Here is a 24,723-nt window from a genome sequence, read left to right on the forward strand (position 1 = left end):
CTATTTCCATTTAGCAATTACTAATATTCTTAATTGTATAATTATTTTAAAAAATTTATATATTCATTTTTATAATTTACATAATTTTTTGCATTTTGATAAATTTTTTCAACTTCCCCGTCTGTCAAGCTTCTTACAACTTTAGCGGGACTTCCGAGGATTAGACTTCTTGGCGGAAATTTTTTACCTCCTGTGACCAACGCACCGGCTCCAACTATCGATTCATCCCCGATTTCAGCACCGTCAAGTATTGTGGCACTCATTCCAATAAGACACGCATTCCCAATTTTACAGCCGTGCAGCATTACTTTATGCGCTATTGTTACATCATCCCCGATTATTGTAGGAAAACCGTCACCAATTTTTTTTTCTTTTTCAAAATGTGTCACATGTATCATTGACAAATCCTGAATGGAGACCCTTTTTCCTATTTTTATATAATGAACATCGCCTCTAATTACACATCCAAACCATACGCTTGAATCATCTCCTATTTCCACATCACCTATAATGTCTGCGCTTGGCGCTATCCAGGCACTATCGGCAATTTTTGGAAAAGAATCTTTATATCTTAAAATCATTGTCTCTCCTTAACTTTTTTTTAATTTCTTCTATTCTTTTTTTAATTTCTTCTATTTTATCCCTAATCATGGCAGCTTTTTCAAATTCCAACTGTTTTGCAGCCTCAATCATCTCTTTTTTCAGTTTGGCTATAATAGATTTTTTCTCACGGGGCGGAATTTTATTTTTGTTTTTAATCTCTTTCGCTATAGCCTCGTAGCCTTCCTCTTTTAAACTTACATCAAGTTTTCTTACTGTGCTTTTTGGTGTAATTTTATGTATTTTATTATATTCTTTTTGTTTGATTCTTCTTTTTAGCGTTATTTTTATTGCATTGTACATAGATTTTGTAATTTTGTCTTTTAATTTTTCAAGTTTTTCTAAATTATCATCTAAAATAATAGGTTCGGTAATTTTATTTGCAAACATAATTACTCTTCCGTTTACGTTTCTTGCAGCTCTTCCCATTGTCTGAATCAGGCTTGTTTCACTTCTTAAAAAACCTTCTTTATCTGCATCAAGTATTGCAACCGTGCCAACTTCCGGCAAATCAAGCCCTTCTCTTAGCAGGTTTATTCCTATTAAAACATCAAATTCCCCGCTTCTAAGCCCCCTAATTATCTCATTTCTTTCAACCACATCAATGTCGCTGTGCATATATTTTACTTTTATTCCGAGTTCCAGATAATACTTCTGCAGCTCTTCCGCCATTTTTTTAGTAAGAGTTGTAACCAAAACCCTTTCATTTTTTGCTGTGGCTTCTTTTATTTTATCGTACAGAGTTTCCACCTGATTGTTGCTTGGATACAGCTCAATTACCGGGTCCAAAAGACCTGTGGGTCTTATTATCTGTTCGGCAACGCAGGTTGAAAGATTTAATTCGTATTCATTGGGGGTAGCCGAAACAAAAAGATAATGGGGCGCTTTATTTATAAATTCATCGAATTTATAAGGTCTGTTGTCTAATGCGCTTGGAAGTCTGAAGCCGTGTTCTACTAATACCTCTTTTCTTGCCCTGTCCCCGTTGTACATTCCCCTGAATTGAGGCAGACTGACATGGCTTTCATCCACAATTACCAAATAAGGTTTACCTTTTATTTCAAAATAATCCAAAAGCGAATAGGGCGTTTCTCCCGGTTTTTTGCCTGTGAGATGCCTTGAATAATTTTCTATTCCCTTGCATGTCCCTGTAGTTTCAAGCATTTCCAAATCAAATTCTGTTCTTTGTTTAAGTCTTTGATATTCTATTATTCTTTCGTTTTCTTCATAAAATTTAAGTCTCTCCTGCAGTTCTTTTTCAATGGAATTTACAGCCTCGGCCAGCCTGTTAGCCCCAACGATAAACTGGTTGGCCGCATAAACGGTTATTTCTTTTAAGTTTTCGAGTTTTTCATTTGTAAGATAATCTATTGTATAAATCCTGTCAATCTCATCTCCAAAAAATTCAATTCTAATTACATCATCTTCAAAATATGTAGGGAAAATATCGATAACTTCCCCGTTTACCCTGAAATTTCCCCTTTCAAAATATTTGTCGTTTCTTGTATATCCCATGGAAAGGAGTCTAAGCATAAAGTCTCTTTGGTTTATTTCATCTCCAACGGCGATTTTCGCTACCATTTTTTTGTATTCTATCGGGTTACCGAGGCCGTAAAGTGCGGATACGCTTGCCACCACTATAACATCGTCGTATTCCAATAAGCTTGCCGTGGCTGAAACCCTGAGCCTTTCAAGCTCCGCATTGATGGAGCTGTCTTTTTCTATATATAAATCCTGTCTTGGCAGATATGCCTCCGGCTGGTAATAATCATAATAGCTTATAAAATATTCCACATGATTTTCTGGGAAAAAATCTTTAAATTCACTGTACAGCTGGGCTGCGAGTGTTTTATTGTGTGTAAGTATTAAAGTGGGAATTTGCAGATTTTTAATTATATTTGCCATTGTGAATGTTTTGCCGCTTCCCGTAACACCTATTAATGTATTGTATCGGCTTCCTTTTTTAATGCATCCGGTTATTTTTCCTATTGCTTTTGGCTGGTCGCCGGTTGGAGCGAATTTGGAATTTAATTTGAACAAATCTCTCCTTTTTATTATAATTATATCAAATCAACATTAAAGGGATATTATGGACTTACTTACAAAATTAAACGAAAAAATAGACGGACTGCTTCAAAAATACGAGGAACTTACCAAAGAGAATGAAAATTTAAAAATAGAACTTGAAAATATAAAAGAAAAACTATCTCAAACGGAGAGCGAGCTTCTTGAATGCAGGGAAAATATCGCACTTAAAGAACTTGAACTTGAAGAAGTTGTTGGAAAAATTGAAGCAATACTCGGTAAATGAAAAAAATTTCTTTAAATATTCTGCGGGAAAAATTTGAAATAAACCTGGAGAATGAATTTTTTGAATATGTAAAAGAAGATTTAATCAAACTTCAAAACTCCACTCCAAAAGAGCTTCTGTTTTTGATACTGGAGAAAGACAAAAAAGAGTATGAAATACTAAAAAAAATTGAAAAATATAGGAGAGAGGATGAATAAAACGGCCTTCACTATGCTTGAAATGATTTTTGTTTTAGTTATTTTGGGTATTTTAGCAGCAGTTGCACTTCCAAGATATTTTGCAATTGGTCAGCAGGCTCATGAAGCAAATTTGATTTCATTTGTAAGAACATTAAACAGAACTACTGGTGAAGATTTGTGGGCAAAAAGTATAAGTGAAGGTCATCATGGAGATATAAGCTATATTCATTCAATAAAAGATAGGATAACTTTACCTCCTGAAATTAACGGCAGTGATATTGATCTGAAAGATTGTAATTCAACAACCGACTATCATGTGATAGCTGAATCAAATGTAAGCGTAACTCAAAAATTATACAAAATTGAATGTAAAGACGGAACCGCAAAAAGTGCTCCATATTTTAGATTAATCAGAGTTGAGGATAATAAAACTTTAGTCAGTAGAGATTACAAATGCAAAAATTTATGTTATAATCTTTATAAGGAGATAATATGAAAAAAGCGTTTACTATGATAGAGCTTGTTTTTGTTATTGTTATTTTAGGTATTTTAGCGGCGGTTGCACTTCCAAAATTCCTGGGTGTGGCACAACAGGCCCATGAAGCTAATTTAAAAGCGTTTGTAGGAACATTAAACAGAAGTGTAGGACCAACATTGTGGAGTACTTCAATTTCCGAAAGTCATAATGGTGATATAAGTTATTCGGATTTGGAATATAATAAAAGTAATTCTGCGGAACAAAATTTAACTACTTATACTGATGTTCCTAAAGAAATTAAAGTTTAATGTTAAAAGATTGTAACAGTACATCAAATTATACAATTGTAGGCGAAGCAGATAAAGATGTGGCCGGGCAAACTTATTATATAGCTTGTTTGGACGGTAATGCTAATCAGTCACCAAATTTTGTTTTATTAAATGAAAAAATCATTCACTCTACTTGAACTTATTTTTGTAATTATTGTAATAGGTATATTGGCGGGTGTTGCCCTGCCTCGCCTTTTCACAGGCGTGGATGATGCCGTAAAGGCAAAAGTAAAAACAGAGGTTTCTACAATAAGAGCCGCAATTTCTTCTAAATATACAAAACTGATTTTGGAAGGTAACAATACCTGCCCGGATCTGGAAAAATCTACAACAGACAATACTCTTTTTGAAAATATTTTGACTTATCCTGTTTCCAAAACAGACAATATGCTGAAATGGGACGGGAATGGAACTGATTATAATGTCACATATCAGGGTAAAACGATTTATTTTTATTATGATAAAAATACGGATAACGGATGTAAATTTGAATGTAATTCAACTGCCTCTACATCAAACGATTTTAACTGCTCGATTTTTCGGTAATGTATTATGAAATAGCAATTCTTAACACCCTGAATATTTTTACTTATAAATCCGATAAATATTTTCAAAAAGGCGATATTGTTGAAATTCCCCTCAAAAACAGAATAACTTACGGGTATGTTTTTAAAACAGTAAGCAAACCGGATTATGAATGTAAAGAAATAATTGACAAAAAATTTCATTTTAATGAGAATTATCAGAAAATTATTGAATTTATATCTAAATATTATTTTTGCGGAGTCGGAGAGGCGGCGAAGTGAAAAATGTAAAGTGAAAAATGAAAAGAGATATTAAACTCAGTGAAAAACAGAAAGAAGCGCTTGAATTTTTAAAAAAAGAAAATGTTTCTGTTCTTTTTGGAGATACCGGAAGCGGAAAAACAGAAATTTATATTAAACTTATTGAAGAAACCATAAATCAGGGTAAAAAAGCTCTTTTTTTACTTCCGGAAATTGCAATTACCTCCCAGATGGAAAAAAGGCTTAAAAAATATTTTGGCGAAACACTTGCAATCTGGCACAGTAAGATTACTAAAAATAAAAAACAGCAAATTCTAAACAGTCTGGATAATATAAAAGTAATCGTAGGCGCAAGAAGCGCTTTGTTTCTGCCTTTTGAAAACCTGGGGCTTATAATTGTGGACGAAGCGCATGATGATAGTTATAAATCCGAACAAACTCCAAAATATAATGCAAAAGATTTGGCGGTTGCTTTTAATAAATTTTTTGGGGTAAAAGTGGTTTTGGGAAGTGCAACACCGCTTGTAAGCGACTTATACAAATTTCCTTATTTTAGACTTAAAGGCACTTTTTACGGTAGCCGTAAAACACGTTATTTCAGGGAAAGTTTTGATAAATTTACCATAAAAAAAATATCTGAAAAATTAAATCAAAATAAACAAATTATTATTTTTGTCCCAACGAGGGCTAATTTTAAATTTATGATTTGTAAAAACTGCGGCGAAGCCGTAAAATGCAAAAACTGTGATATTGCCATGAGTATTCACAAAGATAAAAGGGCTCTTGTATGTCATTACTGCGGATATATCTCCCCTATTCCAAAAACATGCCCAAAGTGCGGGGGAGACGAATTTATAAATGAAAGAAAAGGAACAAGTGAGATTGTAGAAGAATTAAAACAAATTTTCTCTGAAGCTAAAATAGAAAAGTTTGACAGGGACATAATAACTTCCAAAAGCAGGATAGACAAGCTGTTAAAAAGATTTGAAAACCGTGAAATTGATATACTGGTTGGAACTCAGATGCTAAGTAAGGGGCACGATTATCCGGATGTTGCTTTGAGTATAGTAACGGATATAGATTTTATTTTGAATACGCCTGATTTCAGGGCGAGGGAGAGGGCTTTTTCCTTAGCCGGACAGGTTGAAGGCAGGGCTGGTAGAAAAGAAGACGGAGAGGTTATTGTCATTACCCAAAATAAAGAATTTTTTAATAAAAGTTATGAAGATTTTTTTGCTGAGGAAATAGAATACAGAAAAGATTTGGGGTATCCCCCTTTTTCAAGACTTGCAAAAGTCGAATTTACTGATAAGAAAAAAGAAGTTGCACAAAAAAATTTAGAAGAATTTATTAAATGTATAGGAGAAAAAGAGGAATTAATTGGTTTTGGAGAAGCCCCGATTTTTAAGCTTAAAAACAGATACCGCTATTTTGCCCTTTTTAAAGGTAAAAATCTTCATAAAATTATTTATCCCTGTATTGATTTGGCAAAAGCAAAAGTTGATATGGACCCCGTAAGTTTTATTTAAATTTTTTCGTTATTTATATCACTCAAATTTTGCTAAAAATTGCAAACAGCTACGCAGCCCTTGCGGGTTAAGTGCAATTTTTTAAACGCAAAATTTTCGCTAAATTTCACAACGCTGTAATATTTTTACTTTTTCGTTATTTATTCAGTTCTAATTTTTTGCGTTATAATTTTGCAAAATTAATTGTCTAAAAAGGTATCAGATGGATTTACAAAATTATTATACAAACAAAGATGAAGAATTTTTAAAAGAAAGCGATTTGGTGATTTTTTGGGCAGAATTACCCGTTAAACTTGCAAAAAATTATGCGGTTATAGGCGGAAACGACGAATTTTCAAGAGTGGATATTCCCAAGCGCAGTGAAAAACTGCCTCTACTGCTCGCCAGACTCGCCTATGTATTTGAAATATATAATGAAAAACTTAAAAATGATGCCGATTTTGAAGATTTTGTTGAAATAGTCTTAAAATCGGTAAGGGTAAAACAAAATATTCAAAAACACACAACAACCCTTGAAGAGATAGCAGGGCTTTTGTATTTAATAGACAATGCCAAAAAAATTTCTTTTATTATAGGCGAAATAGACGAAGTTGAGATGGAAAATCTGATGAGTTTTGTTAAAATGCTTGATAAAGAAATAGGAATTTTTGCTAAAACACCTTTAATTGATGTTGAATTTTACGGAATATGATTATTTTATTTATAAAAAGATTAAAATTATTAGCACTGACTAAATGCACTCAACAAGAGTGCAAATTTTTTAACGTTTCGTAAAAGCTAAAAAGTGCAAACATCTACGCTGCCCTACGGGTTAAGTGCACTTTTTTTAACGCTTTTACTATGCTAAAATTTGCAATTATTTCGCTTTATTTAGTCAGTGCTTAAATAATATTAATAAAAAGGAAAAAAAATGAACTGTCTTTTAAATACATACAACAGATTTGATGTAGAATTTGTAAAAGGGAAAAATGCTACGCTTTGGGATAAAAACAGTAATGAATATATAGATTTCACGGCTGGTATAGGCGTGGTAAGCGTGGGACACGGCAATGAAAGATTTGTAAATGCAATCTGTGAGCAGGCCAGAAACATTATTCATATTTCAAATATTTACAGAATACCTCCTCAGGAAATTCTTGCAAAAATGCTTGTTGAAAAAACAGGTTTAAATGCGGGTGTTTTTTTTTGCAACAGCGGAGCGGAGGCAAATGAAACAGCTCTTAAAATTGCAAGAAAATACGGGGAAATAAACGGAGAAATTAAAAAATATAAAATAATAACACTTGAAAATTCATTTCACGGAAGGACTATTTCCACCCTCAAAGCAACGGGACAGCCTAAATTTCACCAGTATTTCGGTCCTTTTCCTGACGGATTTACATATGCCAAAAATATAGCCGATATTGAAAATAAAATAGACGATAAAACGGTTGGGGTGATGATTGAACTGATTCAGGGCGAAGGCGGGGTCAATCCTTTTGATAAAAACGAAATTAAAGCTTTGGCTAAAATGCTAAAAGATAAAGGTGTTTTGTTAATTGTGGATGAGGTTCAGACCGGAATTTATCGAACGGGAGAATTTTTTGCAAGCGAACTTTACGGAATAAAACCGGATATTATAACCCTTGCGAAAGGTCTTGGAGGAGGCGTTCCGATAGGGGCTGTTATCACTACGCTTAGGGATGTGTTAAAACCGGGGGATCACGGAAGCACATTCGGGGGAAATTATCTTTCCACAAGAGCCGGAATTGAGGTGATTGAAATTTTGGACGAATATAAAAAAAGCGGAAGACTTGATGAAATGTGTAATTATTTTGAAGACAAACTGGTTGAAATAGCAAAAGAATATCCCGAAAAATTTGATAATGTGGCGGGATACGGACTTATGCGGGCACTTAAATGCCACAACACCGAAATAAGGGATGAGGTGGTAAAAAAAGCTTTTGAGAAAAAACTTCTGGTTTTAAAAGCGGGCAGTGTTTCTGTTAGGTTTTTGCCTCCTTTAACCATTACAAAGGAAGAAACAGACGAAGGTTTTGACAGATTAAAGGCCGCTTTATGCTGAAAAAACTTCTTTTTTTAGCCCCTATTGCTCTTTTTTCTTATGATAATTTACTAAATAATTTAAAAAACCGGGAGTTTGATTACGAAAAGAATTATTCTATCGAAAATTCAAAAGATTTGAGCAAATCCTGGATGAGTCCGGTTAATTTCAGCTATTCGATAAATAAAACAAATTTAAACCCCAAGCGTGTTAGTAAAAATTTTTCAATAAGCGTTAATCAGCCTATTTTTAAAAGCGGAGCAATTTATTATTCCATAAAATATGCAAAAAATTTAAAAAATTTTAATTTAATTAATATTGAACTTAAAAAAAGAGAACTTGTAAAACAGGCGCTTGAGCTTGCAATTGATTATAAAATAAATTTAATAAACAAAAACATTATAAAACTTAACATAAAAAACACAAAAATAGACATAGAGAAAAAAAAGGAGGCTTTTTTAAACGGGGTGGGGGATTCCACACTTCTTAACGATGCTGTTTTAAAGCTTAATTCTTTAAAATTAAATTTGACCGATATTGATTTGGCGCTTTTTAAACTTAAAAAAAATTTTGAAAAAATATCAAATCTTGATATTACAAAAGTAAATCTGCCAAAGTTGAAACTTATTTGTAAAAATGATTATGTAAACAAAAATCTTGAAATAAGTTCTGAGAGATATAATATAAAAATACAAAAAGATTTGTATAAAATGAATGTCGGAAACAGCCTTTTGAGCTTGAATGTAAACGGAAATTACAATATAGTAAAAAACTCTTATAAAGAAAACCTGCCCACTCTGGATGAAAGCACTTATAATTATTATAATATCGGAATAAGTCTGAATTGGCCGTTTAATTTTAACGCATTAAACAAAATTCAAAAATCAAAAATAAATTATTTAAAATCAAGAATCGAGCTTAACGACAAAAAAAATGAATTAAGCAAAGATTATGCGGCTTTGTTGAAAGAGATAAAAATTATAGACCAAAAAATTAAAATATATAAAGAAAACATAAAAATATACAATTCCCTTATAGCCTCAACAAAAGACGCCATAAAAGGAGGCGATGCAACCGGGCTTGATTTGGACATTATGGAAAATTCCCAAAAGACATCAGAGTTGAATATAAAAATTTTAAAACTTCAAAAACAGAAAATATTGTTAGAACTTTTTTATAATTTATCCAATTTTTAATTTTTCTGTTTCTTTTAGTAACTTTCAATATTATAGGAGTATTAATCTCTTTTTATTAATATAACTTTTAGTTATAATTTAATAATAAATTTGAAAGGAGCGTTATGAAAGTAGATGTTTTAATTATCGGTGCCGGAGGGGCAGGGCTTTATGCCGCTTTGAGCGCCGCAAAAGAGGCAAAAGGGCTTAATGTGGCGGTAATGAGCAAAGTTTATCCCACCCGCTCTCACACAGGTGCGGCCCAGGGGGGTATAAATGCGGCTCTTGCAAATGTAGACCCGAGTGACAATGAAAAACTTCATACATTCGATACAATAAAAGGTAGCGATTATCTTGCAGATCAGAGGGCGGTAAAATATATGTGTTTTGAAGCTCCGAGAATTATTCGGGAAATGGAGCATATGGGGGTTCCTTTTTCCAGGCTTAACAACGGAAAAATAGCCCAAAGACCTTTTGGAGGGGCAAGTAAAGACAGAACATGTTACAGTGCGGATAAAATGGGTCATGTAATGCTTCATACATTATTTGAGCAGTGTATAAAAAATGATGTTCAATTTTTAAATGAATGGTTTTTATTAAATGTAGCCCATAACGGGGAGAGAGTACAGGGAATCAGCGCCATAAATATAGCAACCGGAGAAATTAAATTTATTAAAACAAAAGCCATTATTCTTGCAACAGGCGGTCACAGCAGGATTTACTGGGGATATACCTCAAACGCACTCGGCTGCACAGGGGACGGTACGGCCGCCGCTTTAAGAGCGGGGCTTCCTCTTAAAGATATGGAATTTTTGCAGTTTCACCCCACAGGACTTAGAAAATCCGCAATTTTGGTTACAGAAGCGGCAAGAGGAGAAGGCGGGCATCTTAAAAACAGTTTAGGTGAAAGGTTTATGAGTAAATATGCCCCGAAAAAAATGGAACTGGGACCCAGGGATCTGGTCAGTAGAAGCATAGTTCAGGAAATTAGACAGGGCAGAGGATTTAAAGATGAAGAGGGAAGAGAATATGTCCATCTTGATTTGACCCATTTGGGGGCAAAAAAAATAAAAGAGAGACTGCCTCAAATAAGAGAACTTGCAATCGATTTTGAAGGGATAGACCCTATAAAAGAGCCTATTCCGATAAAACCAACAGCCCATTACGCAATGGGAGGTATTCATACAAATGTAAAATGCGAAACACCGATTGAAGGGATTTTTGCAGCTGGCGAGGCTCAGTGTGTCAGTGTTCACGGCTCAAACAGATTAGGGGGAAATTCCCTGCTTGATATAGTGGTTTTCGGCCATGTTGCAGGACTTGAGGCGGTAAGATATGCCGAAGGGGTGGATTTTGAAGAAGGCGGTGAGAGTTTAGTAGAAGATGAAAAAAGAAAAATAAACGAACTTATGAATAAAGAAAGCAAAGAAACTTTGGGAGATTTAAGAGGCGAACTTGGTGAAATTATGTTTAAACATTTCGGTGTGTTTAAAAATGAATCTGAAATGCTTGAAGGTTATGATAAATTAAAAAAATTAATTGAAAGAGCGCATAATAATCTCGGGGTCGAAGATAAATCAAAAGTTTTTAATCTTGACTTGCAATCAACACTTGAATTTTTCAATTTACTCGATATTGCCGATGTTTTGGCCTACGCTTCACTTCAGAGAAAAGAATCACGCGGTAGTTTTTACAGGGATGATTATCCAACAAGAGACGATGAAAACTTTTTATACCATTCAATGGTTAGTAAAAATACTGACGGAAGTTTTGATTATAAAAAAGGTGAAGTTGATATAAGTTTATATGAACCGGCTGAGCGTAAATATTAGTTGTAAGTTCTAAATTCCAAAGTTACAAGTAATTACTTAGAACCTGGCAATTTGGAACTTGTTAACTTAAATTGGTCTCCCGGGGGGGATTCGAACCCACGACCTTCGGATTAGGAATCCGACGCTCTATCCTACTGAGCTACCGGGAGAAGGAATGTAATTATACCAAAAAGGATTTAAAATGAAAAAAATAAAATATATTGCAAAAATAAAAAGATATAATCCTGAAAAAAATGAGAGTTACTGGCAAGATTTTGAAGTCGAAGTTGAAGATACATTGACTGTGCTTGAATTATTAATGCATATAAAAGATAAAATTGATTCAAGCCTTACATTCAGGGCTTTTTGCAGAAGCGCAATCTGCGGCAGCTGTGCAATGATTGTTAACGGCAGAAGCACCCTTGCGTGTAAAGTTCAGGCAAAAGATAAAATAAGAAACGGTGTAATTAAAATTGAACCGCTTCATCATTTGCCGGTAATAAAAGATTTGGTGGTAGACCAGGAACCCGCTTTTGATAAACTAAAAGAAATAAAACCATATCTTGAACCTGATCCAAAAAAAGTGCCCGATAATCTAAAAAGTGAATCTTTGGTCAGCCCTGAAGAATTTGCAATGTATGACAAACAGACGGACTGTATTTTATGTATGGCATGTTACGGTCAATGTAATGCACTTGAAGGCGATGAAAAATATTTAGGTCCCTTTCAACTTACAAAAGCGTTTAGGTTTATAATGGACAGCCGTGACGGAATGGATGTTGAAGAAAGAATAAAACTGGTTGAAAACAGCGGAATATATGAGTGTGTGCAGTGCCAGATGTGTCTTGCTGCATGTCCTAAGGGAATTAAACCGGCAGAAGACATACTTCAGCTAAGACGTATTGCAAAAGATGTAGGAGTTGATACGCCTGCTACAAGAAGGGCAAGATTCTGGTTCCAGACAGTTTACGAAACAGGACAGATTGACAAATTTAACCTGCCGGTTGTAGTTCTTGAGGATGAAGGGGAAGAAATAAAACAAAATTTGGAAAAAGAATTTAGAGAAAGAGGGCTTAAAGAAGACGAATTTGGACCAAAACCGTTTAATGGTATTAAAGATTTTCAAAACTTTATTAAAAAACTGCAAAAGGAACTTAAATGAAAAAAATAGGAATTTATCCGGGATGCTGTTTTCAGGGAGCCGATGTCCATAATTATGATATTACAATGAGTTTTCTTGAAAATATGGGAGTTGAAGGTGTGCTGCTTGAAAGGGCTGCCTGTTGCGGAGGAGGAGTTATTGATGAAACGAATAAAATAATTGTGTATGGCCTAAATGCAAGAAATATCGCTTTGGCTGAAGAAAAAGGTGTGGATTTATACACTCCCTGCAATACCTGCTATATGGTCATTGCAAAAACAAAACTCGCACTAGACAGTGACCCTGAACTTAAAGAAAAAGTAAATAAAATACTCTCTGATGAAGGGCTGGAGTATAAAGGTGAGGCAAAAATTTATCATACATTAAATTTAATAAGGGATTTTATAGGGCTTGACGAATATAAAAAAAGACTAAAAAGACAAATCAGTGGAGTAAAAGTAGCTCCTTATTACGGGTGTCATGTGCTTGCTCCAAACGAAGTGGCGCTTGATGATGTGGATAATCCTACCATTTTAAAAGAAATTCTTGAGCCGCTTGGTGTTGAAATAATTGAAGGTTATAAAAATGAAAATACATGCTGCGGATATCATGCAAGTTATACAGATAAAAATCAAAAAGAAAGACTTGCAATAAAACCTCTTGAGGGGGCAAAAGAAGCCGGGGCAGATATTGTGGCTACCCCGTGTCCGTTATGCCATAAAGCCATGGACGGTAAGGAAGAACCTATATTGCAGGTGACCCAGCTTATAAATGTAGCCTGTGGAATGAGCCCGGAAGATACAGCCATTAATCTTAATAAAACAGAAGTTAAACTCTCAATTTAACTTTTGTTTATGAATTATGAAATAATTGAAAAAATAGGTGAGGGAAACAGGGGGGAAGTTTTTAAAGTTAAGTTGGAAAACGGTGAAACTGCGGCACTTAAATGGCTTAAAAGCGATTTAGCCAAAAAAGAGTATGGATTTTTAAGACTTTTAGACGGTTTTTATGCACCAAAACCCCTTTTTCTCGGAAAACATTATTTTATAATGGAACTGGTTGTTGGAAAGCCTCTTAAAGAGTTAATTAATACAAAACAATATTATGAAACTTTAAAAGAAACTTTAATTGGAGCATACGAGCTTGATAAAAAACATATATACCATACCCAGCTTGGAAGATATTATCATATAATTAAAAGAAAAAAAGATATTAAATTTTTGGATTTTGAGAGGGCAAAATTAACTAAAAATTCCCGTAATTTTTTGCAGATAATCGGATATTATTTAAACAGGGATGAAAAATTTGATAAAAGTAAGTTAAATAAAATAATTGATTTATACAAAAAAGATAAATTAAAAGCTTTGAATTTGTCTCTTAAAATGATTGATGAAATTTTTTAAAATATTTAATGTGATATAAATTTGACAATAAATTTTTTTTGTAAGATAATATTAATAAAATTTTAAGGAGTATAAAATGGCTGCCAAACCCTATACCATACCTTCTTGGAAAGAAATTACTTTTAAAGACGAAGGGCTTGATGCAAGGGCTCTTATAACAAGGACCGATTTAAAGGGTATTATTACTTTCGCTTCCCATGCTTACAGACAGATGACAAAATTTACAAAAAGCGATTTAGTGGGCTCTCCCCATTCAATTGTAAGACATCCTTTTATGCCTGAAGCCGCCTTTAAGGATATGTGGGATACAATTCAAAGAGGTGAGCACTGGAGCGGAATGGTTATGAATTTAAGAAAAGATTCAAATCATTACTGGGTGGAAGTAAACTGCGATCCGATAGATAAAGAAGGCGGCATTGTTCATGATCCAAATAAAATAGCCGGATATTTAGCTATCAGAAGAGAGCCCAGCAGAGATGAAATACAGCAGGCTTATGAATTATATAAAGCTTTGAGGAAATCTGAACTTTTAGAAAAAAAAGCCCTTAAAGAATGGGAAAGAGAACTTTTGTTAAAACTCGACAAATTACCTAAAAATGCGGAAGATTTATTGGCTAATAAATGAAAGAAGAGTTTTTTATAAAACAGTTTAAAAATAAATATATCGGGGATGACGGGGCAATTATAAATGAAAAATGGAAAATGGAAAATGGAAAATGGATAGTTGCGAGTGATTCTTTTTTTGAGAATATTCATTTTAAAAGAAAATGGTTTCGTTTGGATGAAATAAGTTATAAAGCAAGTCTGGTAAATATCAGTGATATTATTGTTATGAATGCCAAGCCAAAATATGCTTTAATAAATATAGGGTTTCCTAAAAGTTTGAGTTTGAAAGAAATTGAACTGCTTGCTAACGGATTTAAAAAAGCAGCGGATGAGTATAATTACGAAATAATTGGCGGAGACACCATAAGAAACGATAAAATAGCCATATCGATGACATTTATGGGAGTAAGTAACAGGCCCGTTTTTAGAAAAGCAGGACTTAATGAATATGTTGCTTTTACCGGGGATTTGGGAAGTGTAAAAAAAGATTTGAAGATACTACTTAGAGGCGGAAAAATATCTAAAAATTCCAAATTTATAAAACCCCGTTTAAGAGATAAATTTTTTTATAAAGCTTCAAAATATATAACAGCGGCATGCGATATAAGCGACGGGCTTTTTAAAGAGCTTGAGCGAATCAGTAAAATTTCAAATGTTGATTTTGAATTTTTTAAAAAATTTGATAAAAGAACAGGCTGCAGCGGGGAAGAGTATGAAATACTTTTTACTTTTCCAAAAAAAAATCTCTCTGTCATAAAAAACATTTCAAAACTGACAAGAACCCCGATAAGCGTTTTTGCCGTGACTAAAAGAGGCAGATTTAAAAGTATCTGTCCTGAAAACCATTTTTAAGGAAATTATATGAATTTGCTAAGAGATTTGTTTGATTGGAAAATTTTAAAATACACGGTTTTACCGTTTATTATTTCTATAATTTTTTGGGGAACAGTGTTTTTTTTATTTAAAAATTTGATTTACACTTTTATAAATTCATATATTTTATATCTTCCGTTTGGAGAAAAATTACTGATATTTTTAAGTAATTTTATATATTTTGTTCCCATTGTTTCTATTTTTGGATATACTTTTCAATTAATAATTATGGCACATTTTGTACTGAAACAATGTAAAGGAAACAGATGATATATTCACACAGCCCTGTAAATTTTCATTTTAATAAAAACAGCGAAAATTTTTTTGTTGAGGAAATTCCGCTTTATTCGTTTGAACATACCGGTAACTGGCTGATGCTTAAAATAAGAAAAAAAGATTTAACAACCCCCCAGATGATAGATATAATTTCAAAAAAAACCGGAATAAAAAGAAATGAAATAGGTTATGCGGGGCTAAAAGACAAAGACGCACTGACAATCCAGTGGATAAGTGTCCCACGTAAATACAGAGATGAAATAAACAGGTTCGAAGATAAAAAAATAAAAATTTTACAGCAGGATTTACACAGAAACAAGCTTAAAATAGGTCATTTGAAAGCAAACAAATTTTTTGTAAGGCTTAAAAAAGTTCTTCTTGTGGATGCAAAAAAAATAGAAAGAATTTTAATCGATATAAAGAAAAACGGAATCCCTAATTTTTTCGGATATCAGAGATTTGGAAGGGAAGATAACGTCGCACAGGCAAAAGAATTAATCGAAGGTAAAAAATTTATAAAAAACAGAAGGCTTGAGAAATTTTTGATAAGTGCTTATCAGTCAAAACTTTTTAACGAATGGCTGATGGATAGGATAAAACTCAGTAATATTTTTGAATTGAGTAAAAATGAACTTATAAATTTGGGATATGAAAAAAATCTGATTGATTTTGTTAAATCTCAAGAGCATCCTTTTAAACTTTTGCCCGGGGATGTAATGAGCCATTATCCGCTCGGAAGGCTTTTTTATTTGGAAGATAAAAAAGATACAAAAAGGTTTTATAATAAAGACATTTCCCCGACTGGGCTTATGCCGGGTAAAAAAGCTACGAGGGCAAAAGATTTCGCCGGGCGTATAGAAGAAAAATACGATGAACTGATTCCGGCAAACGGAGACAGGAGAATTGCCTGGATTTTTCCTGAAATAATCGATAAAAATTATATTAAAGAAAAAGCCTGGTATGAATTCAGCTTTATTTTGCCAAAAGGCAGTTATGCAACTGTTTTAATTGATATTTTAAAAGGAAATATCAATGAACTTGCCTAAACAGGCAACTTTTATTGCCACAATCACCGCTTTTACGCTGGCAATTGCAAAATTAACCGTAGGTTTTATGAGCGGAAGCGTTGCGGTTATAGCAAGTGCTCTGGACAGTGTTTTGGATATGGCGGTGAGTATATTTAATAATATTGCAATAAGGGTCAGTGAAGAAAGGCCTAGCGAAAAATTCAATTACGGAAAAGGAAAAGTCGAGGCGTTGGCGGCTCTGTTTGAAGGAACAATCATTATATTAAGCGGCATTTTTATTATGTACGAAGCCGTTAACAAAGCAGTTCACAAAGAGGTTATAACCCATCTTGATATTTCTATTTATGTAATGCTTTTTTCCATTGTTTTGACAGGAGGGCTTGTCAGTTTTTTATATTACGTGATAAAAAAAACAAATCATCTGGTTATAAAATCAGATTTACTACATTATAAGACAGATTTAATTACAAACCTCTCTGTTTTAATATCTTTAATAATTGTAAAATTTACGGGATTTGTTTATATTGATTATATTTTATCTGTTTTAATAGGCGTTTATATTATCCGTGAAGCCAGTGAAATTGTAAAAGAGGGTTTTGAAATACTTTTAGATGTTTCACTTGATTTTAAAACTGTTGAAGCTATAAAGCAGATTATTAAAAAAGAGCCTCTTGTACTTGATTATCACTGCTTAAGAACCAGAAAAGCCGGAAACAGAAATTTTGTGGATGTGCATTTGGTATTGACGCCTGATATGAAACTGAAACTCGCCCATACAATAATAGAAAATGTTGAAGAAAAAATCAGAAAATTAGAGCCTGAAAAAGTTTGGGTGATTAATATTCATGCCGACCCTTATGACGATTCTTTTATAAACAAACTTCAAGAAGAGTGCGATTAATAAGAAATTTTAATATTTCATATAATTTTTTCTTATAATTATTGTAATTAAAAAATTTTTTTTATACAATTCGTTTTGAACATTTGCTCAAAAAGAGGAGGCATAAATGAGAAGTTTACAATATTTTCCAGTTCAGCTTTTTGCGGTTGTAATGGGTCTTTCAGGTTTAACCATTGCATATGCAAAAGCGTTTCATTTTTTACATTTGCCGTATTGGCCCTACTTTATATTGCTTATTTTAGATACAGCGGCATTTTTTTGTATTTTTATTACTTATATGATTAAATGGATAAAATATCCGGATGCAATAAAGGCTGAGATTAATCATCCTGTAAAAAGTTCTTTTATTCCGGCTATTTCAATCAGCTTTTTGCTTATTTCCATTGCATATATGGATTATGCCCCTACTATCAGTGTAACATTTTGGTGGATAGGTGCTTGGCTTCATCTGTTTTTTACATTCAGCGTAATTAAATTTTGGATAAGACACAGTTTTGATGTAAAAATGATAAGTCCAGCATGGTTTATTCCTATTGTAGGTAATGTATTGGTGCCTGTTGCCGGAGTTGATGTGGTGAATGAATACATTAACCTGTTTTTCTTTACTTTGGGAATTTTTTACTGGATTGTTTTATTTACAATAGTAACATACAGAATGATTTTCCATCATCCGTTGCCTAAAAAACTGATACCTACATTTTTTATTTTAATAGCGCCGCCTGCAGTGGGATTTATCAGCTATTTTAGAATAACATTCGGAAGTATCGATATATTTAGTATGATATTATATTTAATCGGATTGTTTACTTTTTTACTTTTAATTGCAAAAAAAAGTTTATATACGCAAATACCGTTTTTTATTTCATGGTGGGCATATACATTCCCGCTTGCGGCAATTACAATTGCCACCACTTTAATTTACAGCAGTTTTAAAAACTGCTCAATGTATTGGTTTTCATTATTACTGTTAGCAATAGTTACCGTTGTTGTGTTTTATGTCGCATATAAAACATATTTGGCTATAAAAGCAGAAAAAATTTGTATACCAGAGGAGGAATAAATGAATAAAAGAAGTTTGATAGGCGGATTTATAATAGGTTTTGTTGTAGCGGTATTTTTAATACCTTTGTTTTTTAAATTATCGGCTGAAAATATGCTTTTTAAACAAATAAAAAGCCCTTACAGTTTTGAAAAAACTGTTAATTTGTTAGCAAACAGTATTGCTAATCAGCCTGGATGGCATATTGTAACAATTATCAACCAAGAAGAAGAAATCAAAAAATACGGTGGTCCTGATGTGGGAAAAGTTGCTATTATTAAATTTTGTAATGCTAAGCTTGCAGGAAAAATGCTAAGCGATGACGATACTAAATTTATGGCTGTAAAAATGCCTTTGTCAATTGCCGTATATGAAGATTCAAAAGGTCAGGTTTTTATTTCTTTAATGAACGGATATCTGTTAACAAGAATGCTTAGCGGTACAAAAGAGGGTAAAATTATGGAATTGGTTGTCAGAGATATAGAAAGTATATTATCATTTGTTCATTTCAGATATACAATCTTCTAATTATTTTCATTGTGGCTGTTAAAATCAGCCACAATGAGTTTTTTTATTTTAATTCATTTTACATTTTACATTATCCATTTTTAATTATAAAAATTATCCTCCGCCTACAAAATTAAGCGCTTCTATTTTATCACCATCTTGTAATTTATAATTTTTCCAGTCATCTTTTTTAACTATTTTCATATTTACAGCCACCGCCATTGTTTTGTCAAGGATATTAAGAGAGCTTAAAAGCTCTGAAATTGTAGTATTTTCGGGAATTTCTTTTTCAATTCCGTTTATTTTAATTTTTATTTTCATTATCATCCTTTTTAACTTTTCACCATAGCCGTTTTTCAAACGGCCAGGTGAGTTTAATTCGCTTTGCTCATTTTCACTCATTTTTCATTTTCCATTTTCCATTCCCCATTAAATAGTGATTTCCTTGATATCCGCAATATCCAAAAATTCTTTGTAAATTGAAGCAATCATACTTTTTCTGTTGTGTCTTGTTTTTTCATCTTCCACATTTACCATTACATTATCAAAAAAATTATCTATTAAAGGTTTCAGTGAAATTAGAAAATCAAGTTTTTTTTCTAAATCAGTATAATTTTTGACTTTTTTGAATTCATCCCATAATTTTTTTTCTTCTTCTTTTTCAAAAAGTTTTTCATTTACTTTAATTGTATTCAAATCAAAATCTTTTACTATATTCCCGACTCTTTTGAATGTAACGGATAAATCTTTAAAATCACTGCTTTTAACAATTTCATTCATTAATTTTATTTTTTTGTCTATTTCGAGTATATTACTTTCATCTGTGGCAAGAACAGCCCTGATAACGGACGGATTGACATTATAAAATTTATAAAATCTTTCATAGATGAATTCAAGCAGTTTATCTGTATCCAGATTTTTATAAAACGGTTTTATTTTTTCTAAAATTTCTTTAAAATCAAGCGCTATGCTGTTTTCCAGAGATATTTTTATAATATAATTTGCGGCTCTCCTTAATCCAAACGGGTCTTTATTTCCTTTTGGAATTTTACCTATGCTGAAAAGTCCTGCGAGCGTATCCAAATTCCTTGCAATATTTAGAAGTGCCGAAATTTTATTGCTGGCGCTGTCGCTGTATTGCTCTTTTATAGCAACTGCAATTTCTTCATCAATTCCCTGGGCTTTTGCGTAATAATATCCCATGATTCCCTGAAGCTCTGTAAATTCATATACCATTTCGGTCAGTAAATCTGCTTTTGCTAAATTTATAGCCTTATTTACTTTTTCTTTAGCCACATTAAATTTTTCAGCCAGAATTTCCCCAATTTTTTCTTCTCTTTTAACTTTGTCATAAAGACTTCCCAGATTGTCCATATAAACTATATCTTTAAGCCCTTCAATTGACAATCCGTTTTTCAAATCGTTTTCATAGAAAAACAGGGCATCTTTTAGCCTTGCTCTAAGTACCCTTTCATTTCCGTTGATAATTTTAGAAAAATCTTTTGTATACGCATTGCTTACCACAACAAATGCATTAGTTAATTTATTATTTTTAAACACGGGAAAATATCTTTGATTCTCTTTCATAGAGGTAATAATAACTTCCGGAGGCAGAACTAAAAATTCTTCATCAAATTTTCCAAGAAGCGGGGTCGGATATTCTGTAATAGCTACTATTTCTTCAAGCAAATCTTCATCGATTTCAACTTTTACACCGGTTTTTTGTTCTATTTTTTCAATTCCCTGTAATATTTTTTTCCTTCTTTCGTCCGGATATAAAATTACCCCTTTTTTATCAAGTTCGTAGAAATATTTTCCCACAAAATCTATAAAAATTTTATCTTTAAAGAATCTGTGTCCGTATGTGAAATTGCTTGAAGTTACACAGTATTTGTTAAAAATTATAGATTCATCTTCAATTATTGCCAAAATCCATCTGAGAGGTCTAATAAATTCCTCCCTGCAGCTTCCCCATTTCATATTTTTACCGAAATTCATACTTTTAAGCCATTTTTCAATCATTTCAGGAAGCAGTTTTTTGGCTTCTTTTCCTTTTACCTCTTTTTTAAAATATAAAAATTCCTGATTTCCTTTTGTTTTATATTCCACTTCATTTGGCAGTATTCCACATTTTTTGGCAAACCCTTCTACAGCTTTTAGGTTTTTTTCGGCTATTGCTTTAGGCGCACCCCAAATTTCTTCTGTTTTATCTTCCTGTTTTGTAGGAAATTCTCTGTGCCAGAGAGTCAGTCTTCTTGGCGTATAATAAAAATTGAAATCTGTTTTTAAATTATATTCTTCTAAAATATTTAACCAGCTTTTTTCAATATTTGAAAGTTCTTTTAATAAAGGAATCGCAGGCAGTTCTTCAACGCCTATTTCTATAAGAAGAGGTTTTAACATTAGTTTCCTTTTTTTGTGTAATTTTATCAAAATGTGCTATAATAAATAAAAAAGAGTTGACATGAAACCAAATGTCTTTAAAAAAAAGATTACAGTTTCAAAAAAAGATATAGATTTTAACTCTCATGTAAATAATTTGAAATATCTTGAATGGATGATAGAGTGTGCTTTCGAACACTCCGAAAAATTGGGCTTTAATCCCCAAACCTATGAAAAAATAGGTGCAACATGGTTTGCAAAATCACATCATATAGAATATAAACTTCCGGCATTTGAAGGTGATGAATTAATTATAAAAACATGGGTTGACGATGTTAAAAAGATAACATCAAAAAGAAAATATGAAATCTATAAAAATGACAAACTGATTTGTTTTGGAGAGACAGAGTGGGTATATGTGGATTATAAAACACACAGACCAAAAAAAATTTCTGATGAGGTAATAAAAAAATATTTTGAGGTTTGAATATGAGAAAATTTTTATTATTAATAGGAGGTGTAATAATGTATGCGTTGACTTTAACTTCGCCGGATTTTGGTGAAAAAATTTCAATTGAACAGGTTTATCCCGCCTGCGGCGGGGCAAATATTTCACCCGAACTTATATGGGAAAATGCTCCAAAAAACACAAAATCGTTTGCCATTACGATGTTTGATCCGGATGCTCCGACTGATCACGGGTGGTGGCACTGGATAGTGGTGAATATTCCCGCAAACATCAATAAATTTCCAAGAAATGCGGGAAATCCGCAGAGTGAGTATTTTGATTTAGGGTTACAAACCATAAATGATTACAAAGAGGTGGGATATGGGGGACCGTGTCCGCCTCCCGGAAAGCCGCACAGATATATTATTACCGTTTATGCCCTGGATGCTGAAGGGTTTGATGTTGATATAAATGTAAATCCTCAAATATTAGCAGAGGCCATAGAAGAGCATACAATTGACAAAGCTTCAATAAAAGGACTTTATGCAAGGGGATGGAAATAGCCTCTTTTTTCTGCTGTTATCCCATTAATTAATATTATTTTAATAAATATCAATTTTGTGTTATAATATTATAAAAAAATATAAAAACAGAGGTAAAATGAAAAGTTTAAAAAAAGAAATCTTTAAAAGAACGATTATTTTAATATTGTTAATGATATCAATTTTTGGAATATTGACATCACTGTTTTTTTATCAATACAGAATAAAAAATACATTTAATTTACTAAAAACAAAAAATAGTGACGTAAGTAATTTTATAAGGGCTTATTTTAAAAAATTTTATATTGAGGTTGAATATCTCAGCAGATTAAAAGAAGTGAGGTTTGCGCCTTTTTTAAGTAAAAAAGAGCGTAAAAAGGCATTGTATGCGTTTAAATTGTTTCAAGAAATTGATAAAAATATAAATTACGTATATTCCGGGTATAAAAATAAAATGCTGCTTATAAACAATTACACACCTCCTCCCGGTTTTGACCCGACAATTAGACCCTGGTATCGTGCGGCAATTAAATCTTTTCCCAATATTTCTCAGGGAATTCCTTACAGGGAAATTAAAACAAAAGAGTGGCTGGTATCTATTTCCAAAGCTTTGGTTGATGACAGGGGGAAAATAACCGGGGTAATTTCTATAGATACTTCAATAAATAAGATTATTAAAAAATTAAATGAAAAAAGTTTTTTGAATTTATCAAATTTTATTATAAGAGACGATGGATTAATCATTGTCTGTCATAATAAATTTAATTTAAATAAAAATTTTATTGGTGAACATAATGTTGAGAGAAAAATTTTTAATAAATCAAACGGTTTTTTTGAATATTATAAAAACCACATAAAAATTCTGGCTTATTTCACCAAATTGAAAAATTTAGGATGGATAGTTATTACTGTAATTGATAAAAATACAGTGCTATTGCCGATTATAAAAAAAATTATTTTTATATTTTTAATAGTGTCAATTATTTCTGTAATATTGGGTATATTTTACACCCATATCATTTATAAAGAAATATTAAGTTCACTTGACATATTACACTCCAATGTCAGAGAAATTGTAAACGGAAACGTTGAGAATATCAAAAAAGCGGAATATCCATTCAAAGAATTTGCCGAAATTAAAGAAAATATAGAAAATTTAACAAAAAACGCACTTTATAAAAAAAATAAAGAATTGCAGGAATTAAATGCATTGTTAAAAAAAATGGCATTAACGGATAAATTAACAGGGCTTTACAACAGATATAAATTTAATGAAGAGCTTAAAAAAGAAATAGAAAGATTTAAAAGATATAAAAATCCTTTTTGTTTGATAATGTTCGATATTGATAATTTTAAACAGCTTAATGATACATACGGGCACGATATGGGAGATAAAGTCTTAAAAGAGATTGCAAAAATTACTACACAAACAATACGTAAAACAGATATCGCATCCAGGTGGGGAGGAGAGGAATTTATGATAATATGTCCCAACACATTTTTGAAAGAAGGTATACAAACAGCACAGAGGCTGAGAAAAAAAATAGAAAGTCATAATTTCGGAATTGACAGAAAAGTTACTATAAGTGTCGGAATATCAGAGTATAATGATGAAAATATAAGACTTTATGAATTTTTAAAAGATGTTGACGATAAATTATATCAGGCTAAAAAAATGGGTAAAAACACGGTTGTTTATCAGATTAATTTAATAGCCAAGTATTTATAATATCTTCCTATTTTTTAAAATTTTTAATAAAATATTAAAAAAAACATAATGAAAGATTTAAAATGAAAAAAAATTTAAAAGCGTTTACTTTAATAGAATTATTAATTGTGATTATTATTATCGGAATTATAATATCTTCTGTAAGCTTTAATTTAAAACCGAACACCCTTGCACTTGAAAAAGACAGAATAAAACAATATTTTATGTATGCAGACAATATTGGCTTAAAATGGGACGGATATAATCCTTCAAAATCAAAAGTGGCGGCGGTATGTTTTGAAGTAAACAGTTCTAATAATTCTGTATCAGCCTATATTCAGAAATGGGATAATTCAAAGGAATTTTTAAAAGACCCGACCAATCAGAATAAAGAAATAAATAATACAAAATTTCAATCCAACATTTCCGCAACATTTACGAAAATATGTTTTTCCCCAAACGGTGATTTGTTTGAAAATAATTTATCAATGCAAAATTTAATTAAAACACCTCAAAAAATTACATTAAGCGACTCTAAGAGAGAAGAAAATCTGAGTATTGAACCTTCGGGCGCTATATATTGATTAATTTCAAGTAATTTTTATAAATAGGCTCGTCATATTCAGAT

The 24,723-nt window shown here is 32.1% G+C and carries 29 protein-coding genes and 1 tRNA gene; 25 read left to right on the forward strand and 5 right to left on the reverse strand.

Going from position 1 to position 24,723, the window contains the following annotated elements; genetic code table 11:
- Nucleotides 1-41: 41 nt before the first annotated feature.
- Both DZ67_RS0107190 and uvrB read right to left on the reverse strand, forming a co-directional pair.
- Nucleotides 42-581 (reverse strand): gamma carbonic anhydrase family protein, encoded by a 540-nt coding sequence (locus tag DZ67_RS0107190; RefSeq protein ID WP_024791961.1) that lies wholly within the window; start codon nucleotides 579-581, stop codon nucleotides 42-44.
- The gene (uvrB, locus tag DZ67_RS0107195; protein ID WP_024791962.1) at nucleotides 565-2,640 is read right to left on the reverse strand and encodes an excinuclease ABC subunit UvrB; all 2,076 of its coding nucleotides are present in this window, start codon (nucleotides 2,638-2,640) and stop codon (nucleotides 565-567) included. The genes DZ67_RS0107190 and uvrB overlap by 17 nt, the downstream gene beginning before the upstream one ends.
- Before the next feature lie 49 nt (nucleotides 2,641-2,689).
- Between uvrB and DZ67_RS0107200 the strand changes: the two genes are divergently transcribed.
- The 11 genes from DZ67_RS0107200 (at nucleotide 2,690) to DZ67_RS0107245 (ending at nucleotide 11,262) form a co-directional block, all read left to right on the forward strand.
- Nucleotides 2,690-2,911, forward strand: coding sequence for a hypothetical protein (locus DZ67_RS0107200; RefSeq protein WP_024787977.1), 222 nt, complete (start codon nucleotides 2,690-2,692; stop codon nucleotides 2,909-2,911).
- Nucleotides 2,908-3,108 carry a hypothetical protein gene (locus DZ67_RS0107205; protein ID WP_024791963.1) on the forward strand — a complete coding sequence of 67 codons (201 nt, stop codon included), beginning with the start codon at nucleotides 2,908-2,910 and terminating at the stop codon, nucleotides 3,106-3,108. The genes DZ67_RS0107200 and DZ67_RS0107205 overlap by 4 nt, the downstream gene beginning before the upstream one ends.
- The gene (locus DZ67_RS0107210; RefSeq protein ID WP_024791964.1) at nucleotides 3,101-3,586 is read left to right on the forward strand and encodes a type II secretion system protein; all 486 of its coding nucleotides are present in this window, start codon (nucleotides 3,101-3,103) and stop codon (nucleotides 3,584-3,586) included. The genes DZ67_RS0107205 and DZ67_RS0107210 overlap by 8 nt, the downstream gene beginning before the upstream one ends.
- Nucleotides 3,583-3,876: a type II secretion system protein gene (locus tag DZ67_RS11190; RefSeq protein ID WP_051440290.1), complete on the forward strand. Its 294-nt coding sequence runs from the start codon at nucleotides 3,583-3,585 to the stop codon at nucleotides 3,874-3,876. Before DZ67_RS0107210 ends, DZ67_RS11190 begins: the two co-directional genes overlap by 4 nt.
- Before the next feature lie 132 nt (nucleotides 3,877-4,008).
- Nucleotides 4,009-4,443, forward strand: a complete 435-nt coding sequence (locus tag DZ67_RS0107220) for a type II secretion system protein (protein ID WP_024791464.1) — start codon at nucleotides 4,009-4,011, stop codon at nucleotides 4,441-4,443.
- Nucleotides 4,443-4,703: a hypothetical protein gene (locus tag DZ67_RS10950; protein WP_236620012.1), complete on the forward strand. Its 261-nt coding sequence runs from the start codon at nucleotides 4,443-4,445 to the stop codon at nucleotides 4,701-4,703. Before DZ67_RS0107220 ends, DZ67_RS10950 begins: the two co-directional genes overlap by 1 nt.
- A 17-nt stretch (nucleotides 4,704-4,720) precedes the next feature.
- Complete coding sequence (gene priA / locus DZ67_RS09985; protein WP_236620013.1) at nucleotides 4,721-6,211, forward strand: replication restart helicase PriA; 1,491 nt, start codon at nucleotides 4,721-4,723, stop codon at nucleotides 6,209-6,211.
- A 202-nt stretch (nucleotides 6,212-6,413) separates the two neighbouring features.
- Nucleotides 6,414-6,902, forward strand: a complete 489-nt coding sequence (locus DZ67_RS0107230; RefSeq protein ID WP_024791965.1) for a hypothetical protein — start codon at nucleotides 6,414-6,416, stop codon at nucleotides 6,900-6,902.
- A gap of 219 nt (nucleotides 6,903-7,121) precedes the next feature.
- Nucleotides 7,122-8,276 carry an aspartate aminotransferase family protein gene (locus DZ67_RS09990; RefSeq protein ID WP_035907229.1) on the forward strand — a complete coding sequence of 385 codons (1,155 nt, stop codon included), beginning with the start codon at nucleotides 7,122-7,124 and terminating at the stop codon, nucleotides 8,274-8,276.
- The gene (locus DZ67_RS0107240; RefSeq protein WP_024787984.1) at nucleotides 8,270-9,451 is read left to right on the forward strand and encodes a TolC family protein; all 1,182 of its coding nucleotides are present in this window, start codon (nucleotides 8,270-8,272) and stop codon (nucleotides 9,449-9,451) included. Before DZ67_RS09990 ends, DZ67_RS0107240 begins: the two co-directional genes overlap by 7 nt.
- A 104-nt stretch (nucleotides 9,452-9,555) precedes the next feature.
- On the forward strand, nucleotides 9,556-11,262 hold the full coding sequence (locus tag DZ67_RS0107245) for an FAD-dependent oxidoreductase (RefSeq protein ID WP_024787985.1): 1,707 nt from the start codon (nucleotides 9,556-9,558) through the stop codon (nucleotides 11,260-11,262).
- Nucleotides 11,263-11,334: 72 nt separating this feature from the next.
- Here the strand turns inward: DZ67_RS0107245 and DZ67_RS0107250 are convergent.
- A tRNA-Arg gene (locus tag DZ67_RS0107250) sits at nucleotides 11,335-11,411 on the reverse strand.
- Between the two features lie 32 nt (nucleotides 11,412-11,443).
- Here DZ67_RS0107250 and DZ67_RS09995 point away from each other — a divergent pair.
- The 10 genes from DZ67_RS09995 (at nucleotide 11,444) to DZ67_RS0107300 (ending at nucleotide 19,036) form a co-directional block, all read left to right on the forward strand.
- The gene (locus tag DZ67_RS09995) at nucleotides 11,444-12,403 is read left to right on the forward strand and encodes a succinate dehydrogenase/fumarate reductase iron-sulfur subunit (protein ID WP_051428211.1); all 960 of its coding nucleotides are present in this window, start codon (nucleotides 11,444-11,446) and stop codon (nucleotides 12,401-12,403) included.
- A complete protein-coding gene (locus DZ67_RS0107260; protein ID WP_024787987.1) occupies nucleotides 12,400-13,227 on the forward strand; it encodes a CoB--CoM heterodisulfide reductase iron-sulfur subunit B family protein in 828 nt (275 codons plus the stop codon). Before DZ67_RS09995 ends, DZ67_RS0107260 begins: the two co-directional genes overlap by 4 nt.
- A 9-nt stretch (nucleotides 13,228-13,236) precedes the next feature.
- Entirely contained in the window at nucleotides 13,237-13,785 is a 549-nt protein-coding gene (locus DZ67_RS0107265; protein WP_024787988.1) for an RIO1 family regulatory kinase/ATPase domain-containing protein, read from the forward strand.
- Between the two features lie 76 nt (nucleotides 13,786-13,861).
- Nucleotides 13,862-14,410, forward strand: coding sequence for a PAS domain-containing protein (locus DZ67_RS0107270; protein ID WP_024787989.1), 549 nt, complete (start codon nucleotides 13,862-13,864; stop codon nucleotides 14,408-14,410).
- Nucleotides 14,407-15,243 carry a thiamine-phosphate kinase gene (locus DZ67_RS0107275; RefSeq protein ID WP_024787990.1) on the forward strand — a complete coding sequence of 279 codons (837 nt, stop codon included), beginning with the start codon at nucleotides 14,407-14,409 and terminating at the stop codon, nucleotides 15,241-15,243. The genes DZ67_RS0107270 and DZ67_RS0107275 overlap by 4 nt, the downstream gene beginning before the upstream one ends.
- A 9-nt stretch (nucleotides 15,244-15,252) precedes the next feature.
- The gene (locus DZ67_RS0107280) at nucleotides 15,253-15,534 is read left to right on the forward strand and encodes a hypothetical protein (RefSeq protein WP_024787991.1); all 282 of its coding nucleotides are present in this window, start codon (nucleotides 15,253-15,255) and stop codon (nucleotides 15,532-15,534) included.
- Nucleotides 15,531-16,586, forward strand: coding sequence for a tRNA pseudouridine(13) synthase TruD (truD, locus tag DZ67_RS0107285; protein ID WP_024787992.1), 1,056 nt, complete (start codon nucleotides 15,531-15,533; stop codon nucleotides 16,584-16,586). Before DZ67_RS0107280 ends, truD begins: the two co-directional genes overlap by 4 nt.
- Nucleotides 16,573-17,469, forward strand: coding sequence for a cation diffusion facilitator family transporter (locus tag DZ67_RS0107290; RefSeq protein ID WP_024787993.1), 897 nt, complete (start codon nucleotides 16,573-16,575; stop codon nucleotides 17,467-17,469). Before truD ends, DZ67_RS0107290 begins: the two co-directional genes overlap by 14 nt.
- Nucleotides 17,470-17,575: 106 nt before the next feature.
- Complete coding sequence (locus DZ67_RS0107295) at nucleotides 17,576-18,529, forward strand: SLAC1 anion channel family protein (RefSeq protein ID WP_024787994.1); 954 nt, start codon at nucleotides 17,576-17,578, stop codon at nucleotides 18,527-18,529.
- Nucleotides 18,530-19,036, forward strand: coding sequence for a DUF302 domain-containing protein (locus DZ67_RS0107300; RefSeq protein ID WP_024787995.1), 507 nt, complete (start codon nucleotides 18,530-18,532; stop codon nucleotides 19,034-19,036). It abuts the gene before it with no gap.
- A gap of 93 nt (nucleotides 19,037-19,129) precedes the next feature.
- On the opposite strand, the gene thiS is transcribed toward DZ67_RS0107300, so the two are convergent.
- Together thiS and glyS are read right to left on the reverse strand one after the other, a co-directional pair.
- Entirely contained in the window at nucleotides 19,130-19,336 is a 207-nt protein-coding gene (gene thiS, locus DZ67_RS0107305; protein ID WP_156919583.1) for a sulfur carrier protein ThiS, read from the reverse strand.
- A 108-nt stretch (nucleotides 19,337-19,444) separates the two neighbouring features.
- Nucleotides 19,445-21,418: a glycine--tRNA ligase subunit beta gene (glyS, locus tag DZ67_RS0107310; RefSeq protein ID WP_024787997.1), complete on the reverse strand. Its 1,974-nt coding sequence runs from the start codon at nucleotides 21,416-21,418 to the stop codon at nucleotides 19,445-19,447.
- Between the two features lie 61 nt (nucleotides 21,419-21,479).
- Between glyS and DZ67_RS0107315 the strand changes: the two genes are divergently transcribed.
- The 4 genes from DZ67_RS0107315 (at nucleotide 21,480) to DZ67_RS0107335 (ending at nucleotide 24,679) form a co-directional block, all read left to right on the forward strand.
- On the forward strand, nucleotides 21,480-21,884 hold the full coding sequence (locus DZ67_RS0107315; RefSeq protein WP_024787998.1) for an acyl-CoA thioesterase: 405 nt from the start codon (nucleotides 21,480-21,482) through the stop codon (nucleotides 21,882-21,884).
- Between the two features lie 2 nt (nucleotides 21,885-21,886).
- The gene (locus DZ67_RS0107320) at nucleotides 21,887-22,408 is read left to right on the forward strand and encodes a YbhB/YbcL family Raf kinase inhibitor-like protein (protein WP_051428213.1); all 522 of its coding nucleotides are present in this window, start codon (nucleotides 21,887-21,889) and stop codon (nucleotides 22,406-22,408) included.
- A gap of 97 nt (nucleotides 22,409-22,505) precedes the next feature.
- Nucleotides 22,506-24,116 (forward strand): sensor domain-containing diguanylate cyclase, encoded by a 1,611-nt coding sequence (locus DZ67_RS10450; RefSeq protein ID WP_084043352.1) that lies wholly within the window; start codon nucleotides 22,506-22,508, stop codon nucleotides 24,114-24,116.
- Nucleotides 24,117-24,178: 62 nt separating this feature from the next.
- Nucleotides 24,179-24,679: a prepilin-type N-terminal cleavage/methylation domain-containing protein gene (locus DZ67_RS0107335; RefSeq protein WP_024790946.1), complete on the forward strand. Its 501-nt coding sequence runs from the start codon at nucleotides 24,179-24,181 to the stop codon at nucleotides 24,677-24,679.
- Nucleotides 24,680-24,723 lie beyond the last annotated feature (44 nt).

The sequence above is a fragment of the Lebetimonas sp. JS138 genome, assembly GCF_000523335.1.
Taxonomy (GTDB): domain Bacteria; phylum Campylobacterota; class Campylobacteria; order Campylobacterales; family Nautiliaceae; genus Lebetimonas.

Excerpts from the sequence above, each read along its gene's own strand:
- DZ67_RS0107190 (WP_024791961.1), bottom strand. The coding sequence starts at position 581 with ATGATTTTAAGATATAAAGATTCTTTTCCAAAAATTGCCGATAGTGCC.
- DZ67_RS0107200 (WP_024787977.1), top strand. The coding sequence starts at position 2,690 with ATGGACTTACTTACAAAATTAAACGAAAAAATAGACGGACTGCTTCAA.
- DZ67_RS0107205 (WP_024791963.1), top strand. The coding sequence starts at position 2,908 with ATGAAAAAAATTTCTTTAAATATTCTGCGGGAAAAATTTGAAATAAAC.
- DZ67_RS0107210 (WP_024791964.1), top strand. The coding sequence starts at position 3,101 with ATGAATAAAACGGCCTTCACTATGCTTGAAATGATTTTTGTTTTAGTT.
- DZ67_RS11190 (WP_051440290.1), top strand. The coding sequence starts at position 3,583 with ATGAAAAAAGCGTTTACTATGATAGAGCTTGTTTTTGTTATTGTTATT.
- DZ67_RS0107220 (WP_024791464.1), top strand. The coding sequence starts at position 4,009 with ATGAAAAAATCATTCACTCTACTTGAACTTATTTTTGTAATTATTGTA.
- DZ67_RS10950 (WP_236620012.1), top strand. The coding sequence starts at position 4,443 with ATGTATTATGAAATAGCAATTCTTAACACCCTGAATATTTTTACTTAT.
- priA (WP_236620013.1), top strand. The coding sequence starts at position 4,721 with ATGAAAAGAGATATTAAACTCAGTGAAAAACAGAAAGAAGCGCTTGAA.
- DZ67_RS0107230 (WP_024791965.1), top strand. The coding sequence starts at position 6,414 with ATGGATTTACAAAATTATTATACAAACAAAGATGAAGAATTTTTAAAA.
- DZ67_RS09990 (WP_035907229.1), top strand. The coding sequence starts at position 7,122 with ATGAACTGTCTTTTAAATACATACAACAGATTTGATGTAGAATTTGTA.
- DZ67_RS0107240 (WP_024787984.1), top strand. The coding sequence starts at position 8,270 with ATGCTGAAAAAACTTCTTTTTTTAGCCCCTATTGCTCTTTTTTCTTAT.
- DZ67_RS0107245 (WP_024787985.1), top strand. The coding sequence starts at position 9,556 with ATGAAAGTAGATGTTTTAATTATCGGTGCCGGAGGGGCAGGGCTTTAT.
- DZ67_RS09995 (WP_051428211.1), top strand. The coding sequence starts at position 11,444 with ATGAAAAAAATAAAATATATTGCAAAAATAAAAAGATATAATCCTGAA.
- DZ67_RS0107260 (WP_024787987.1), top strand. The coding sequence starts at position 12,400 with ATGAAAAAAATAGGAATTTATCCGGGATGCTGTTTTCAGGGAGCCGAT.
- DZ67_RS0107265 (WP_024787988.1), top strand. The coding sequence starts at position 13,237 with ATGAATTATGAAATAATTGAAAAAATAGGTGAGGGAAACAGGGGGGAA.
- DZ67_RS0107270 (WP_024787989.1), top strand. The coding sequence starts at position 13,862 with ATGGCTGCCAAACCCTATACCATACCTTCTTGGAAAGAAATTACTTTT.
- DZ67_RS0107275 (WP_024787990.1), top strand. The coding sequence starts at position 14,407 with ATGAAAGAAGAGTTTTTTATAAAACAGTTTAAAAATAAATATATCGGG.
- DZ67_RS0107280 (WP_024787991.1), top strand. The coding sequence starts at position 15,253 with ATGAATTTGCTAAGAGATTTGTTTGATTGGAAAATTTTAAAATACACG.
- truD (WP_024787992.1), top strand. The coding sequence starts at position 15,531 with ATGATATATTCACACAGCCCTGTAAATTTTCATTTTAATAAAAACAGC.
- DZ67_RS0107290 (WP_024787993.1), top strand. The coding sequence starts at position 16,573 with ATGAACTTGCCTAAACAGGCAACTTTTATTGCCACAATCACCGCTTTT.
- DZ67_RS0107295 (WP_024787994.1), top strand. The coding sequence starts at position 17,576 with ATGAGAAGTTTACAATATTTTCCAGTTCAGCTTTTTGCGGTTGTAATG.
- DZ67_RS0107300 (WP_024787995.1), top strand. The coding sequence starts at position 18,530 with ATGAATAAAAGAAGTTTGATAGGCGGATTTATAATAGGTTTTGTTGTA.
- thiS (WP_156919583.1), bottom strand. The coding sequence starts at position 19,336 with ATGAAAATAAAAATTAAAATAAACGGAATTGAAAAAGAAATTCCCGAA.
- glyS (WP_024787997.1), bottom strand. The coding sequence starts at position 21,418 with ATGTTAAAACCTCTTCTTATAGAAATAGGCGTTGAAGAACTGCCTGCG.
- DZ67_RS0107315 (WP_024787998.1), top strand. The coding sequence starts at position 21,480 with ATGAAACCAAATGTCTTTAAAAAAAAGATTACAGTTTCAAAAAAAGAT.
- DZ67_RS0107320 (WP_051428213.1), top strand. The coding sequence starts at position 21,887 with ATGAGAAAATTTTTATTATTAATAGGAGGTGTAATAATGTATGCGTTG.
- DZ67_RS10450 (WP_084043352.1), top strand. The coding sequence starts at position 22,506 with ATGAAAAGTTTAAAAAAAGAAATCTTTAAAAGAACGATTATTTTAATA.
- DZ67_RS0107335 (WP_024790946.1), top strand. The coding sequence starts at position 24,179 with ATGAAAAAAAATTTAAAAGCGTTTACTTTAATAGAATTATTAATTGTG.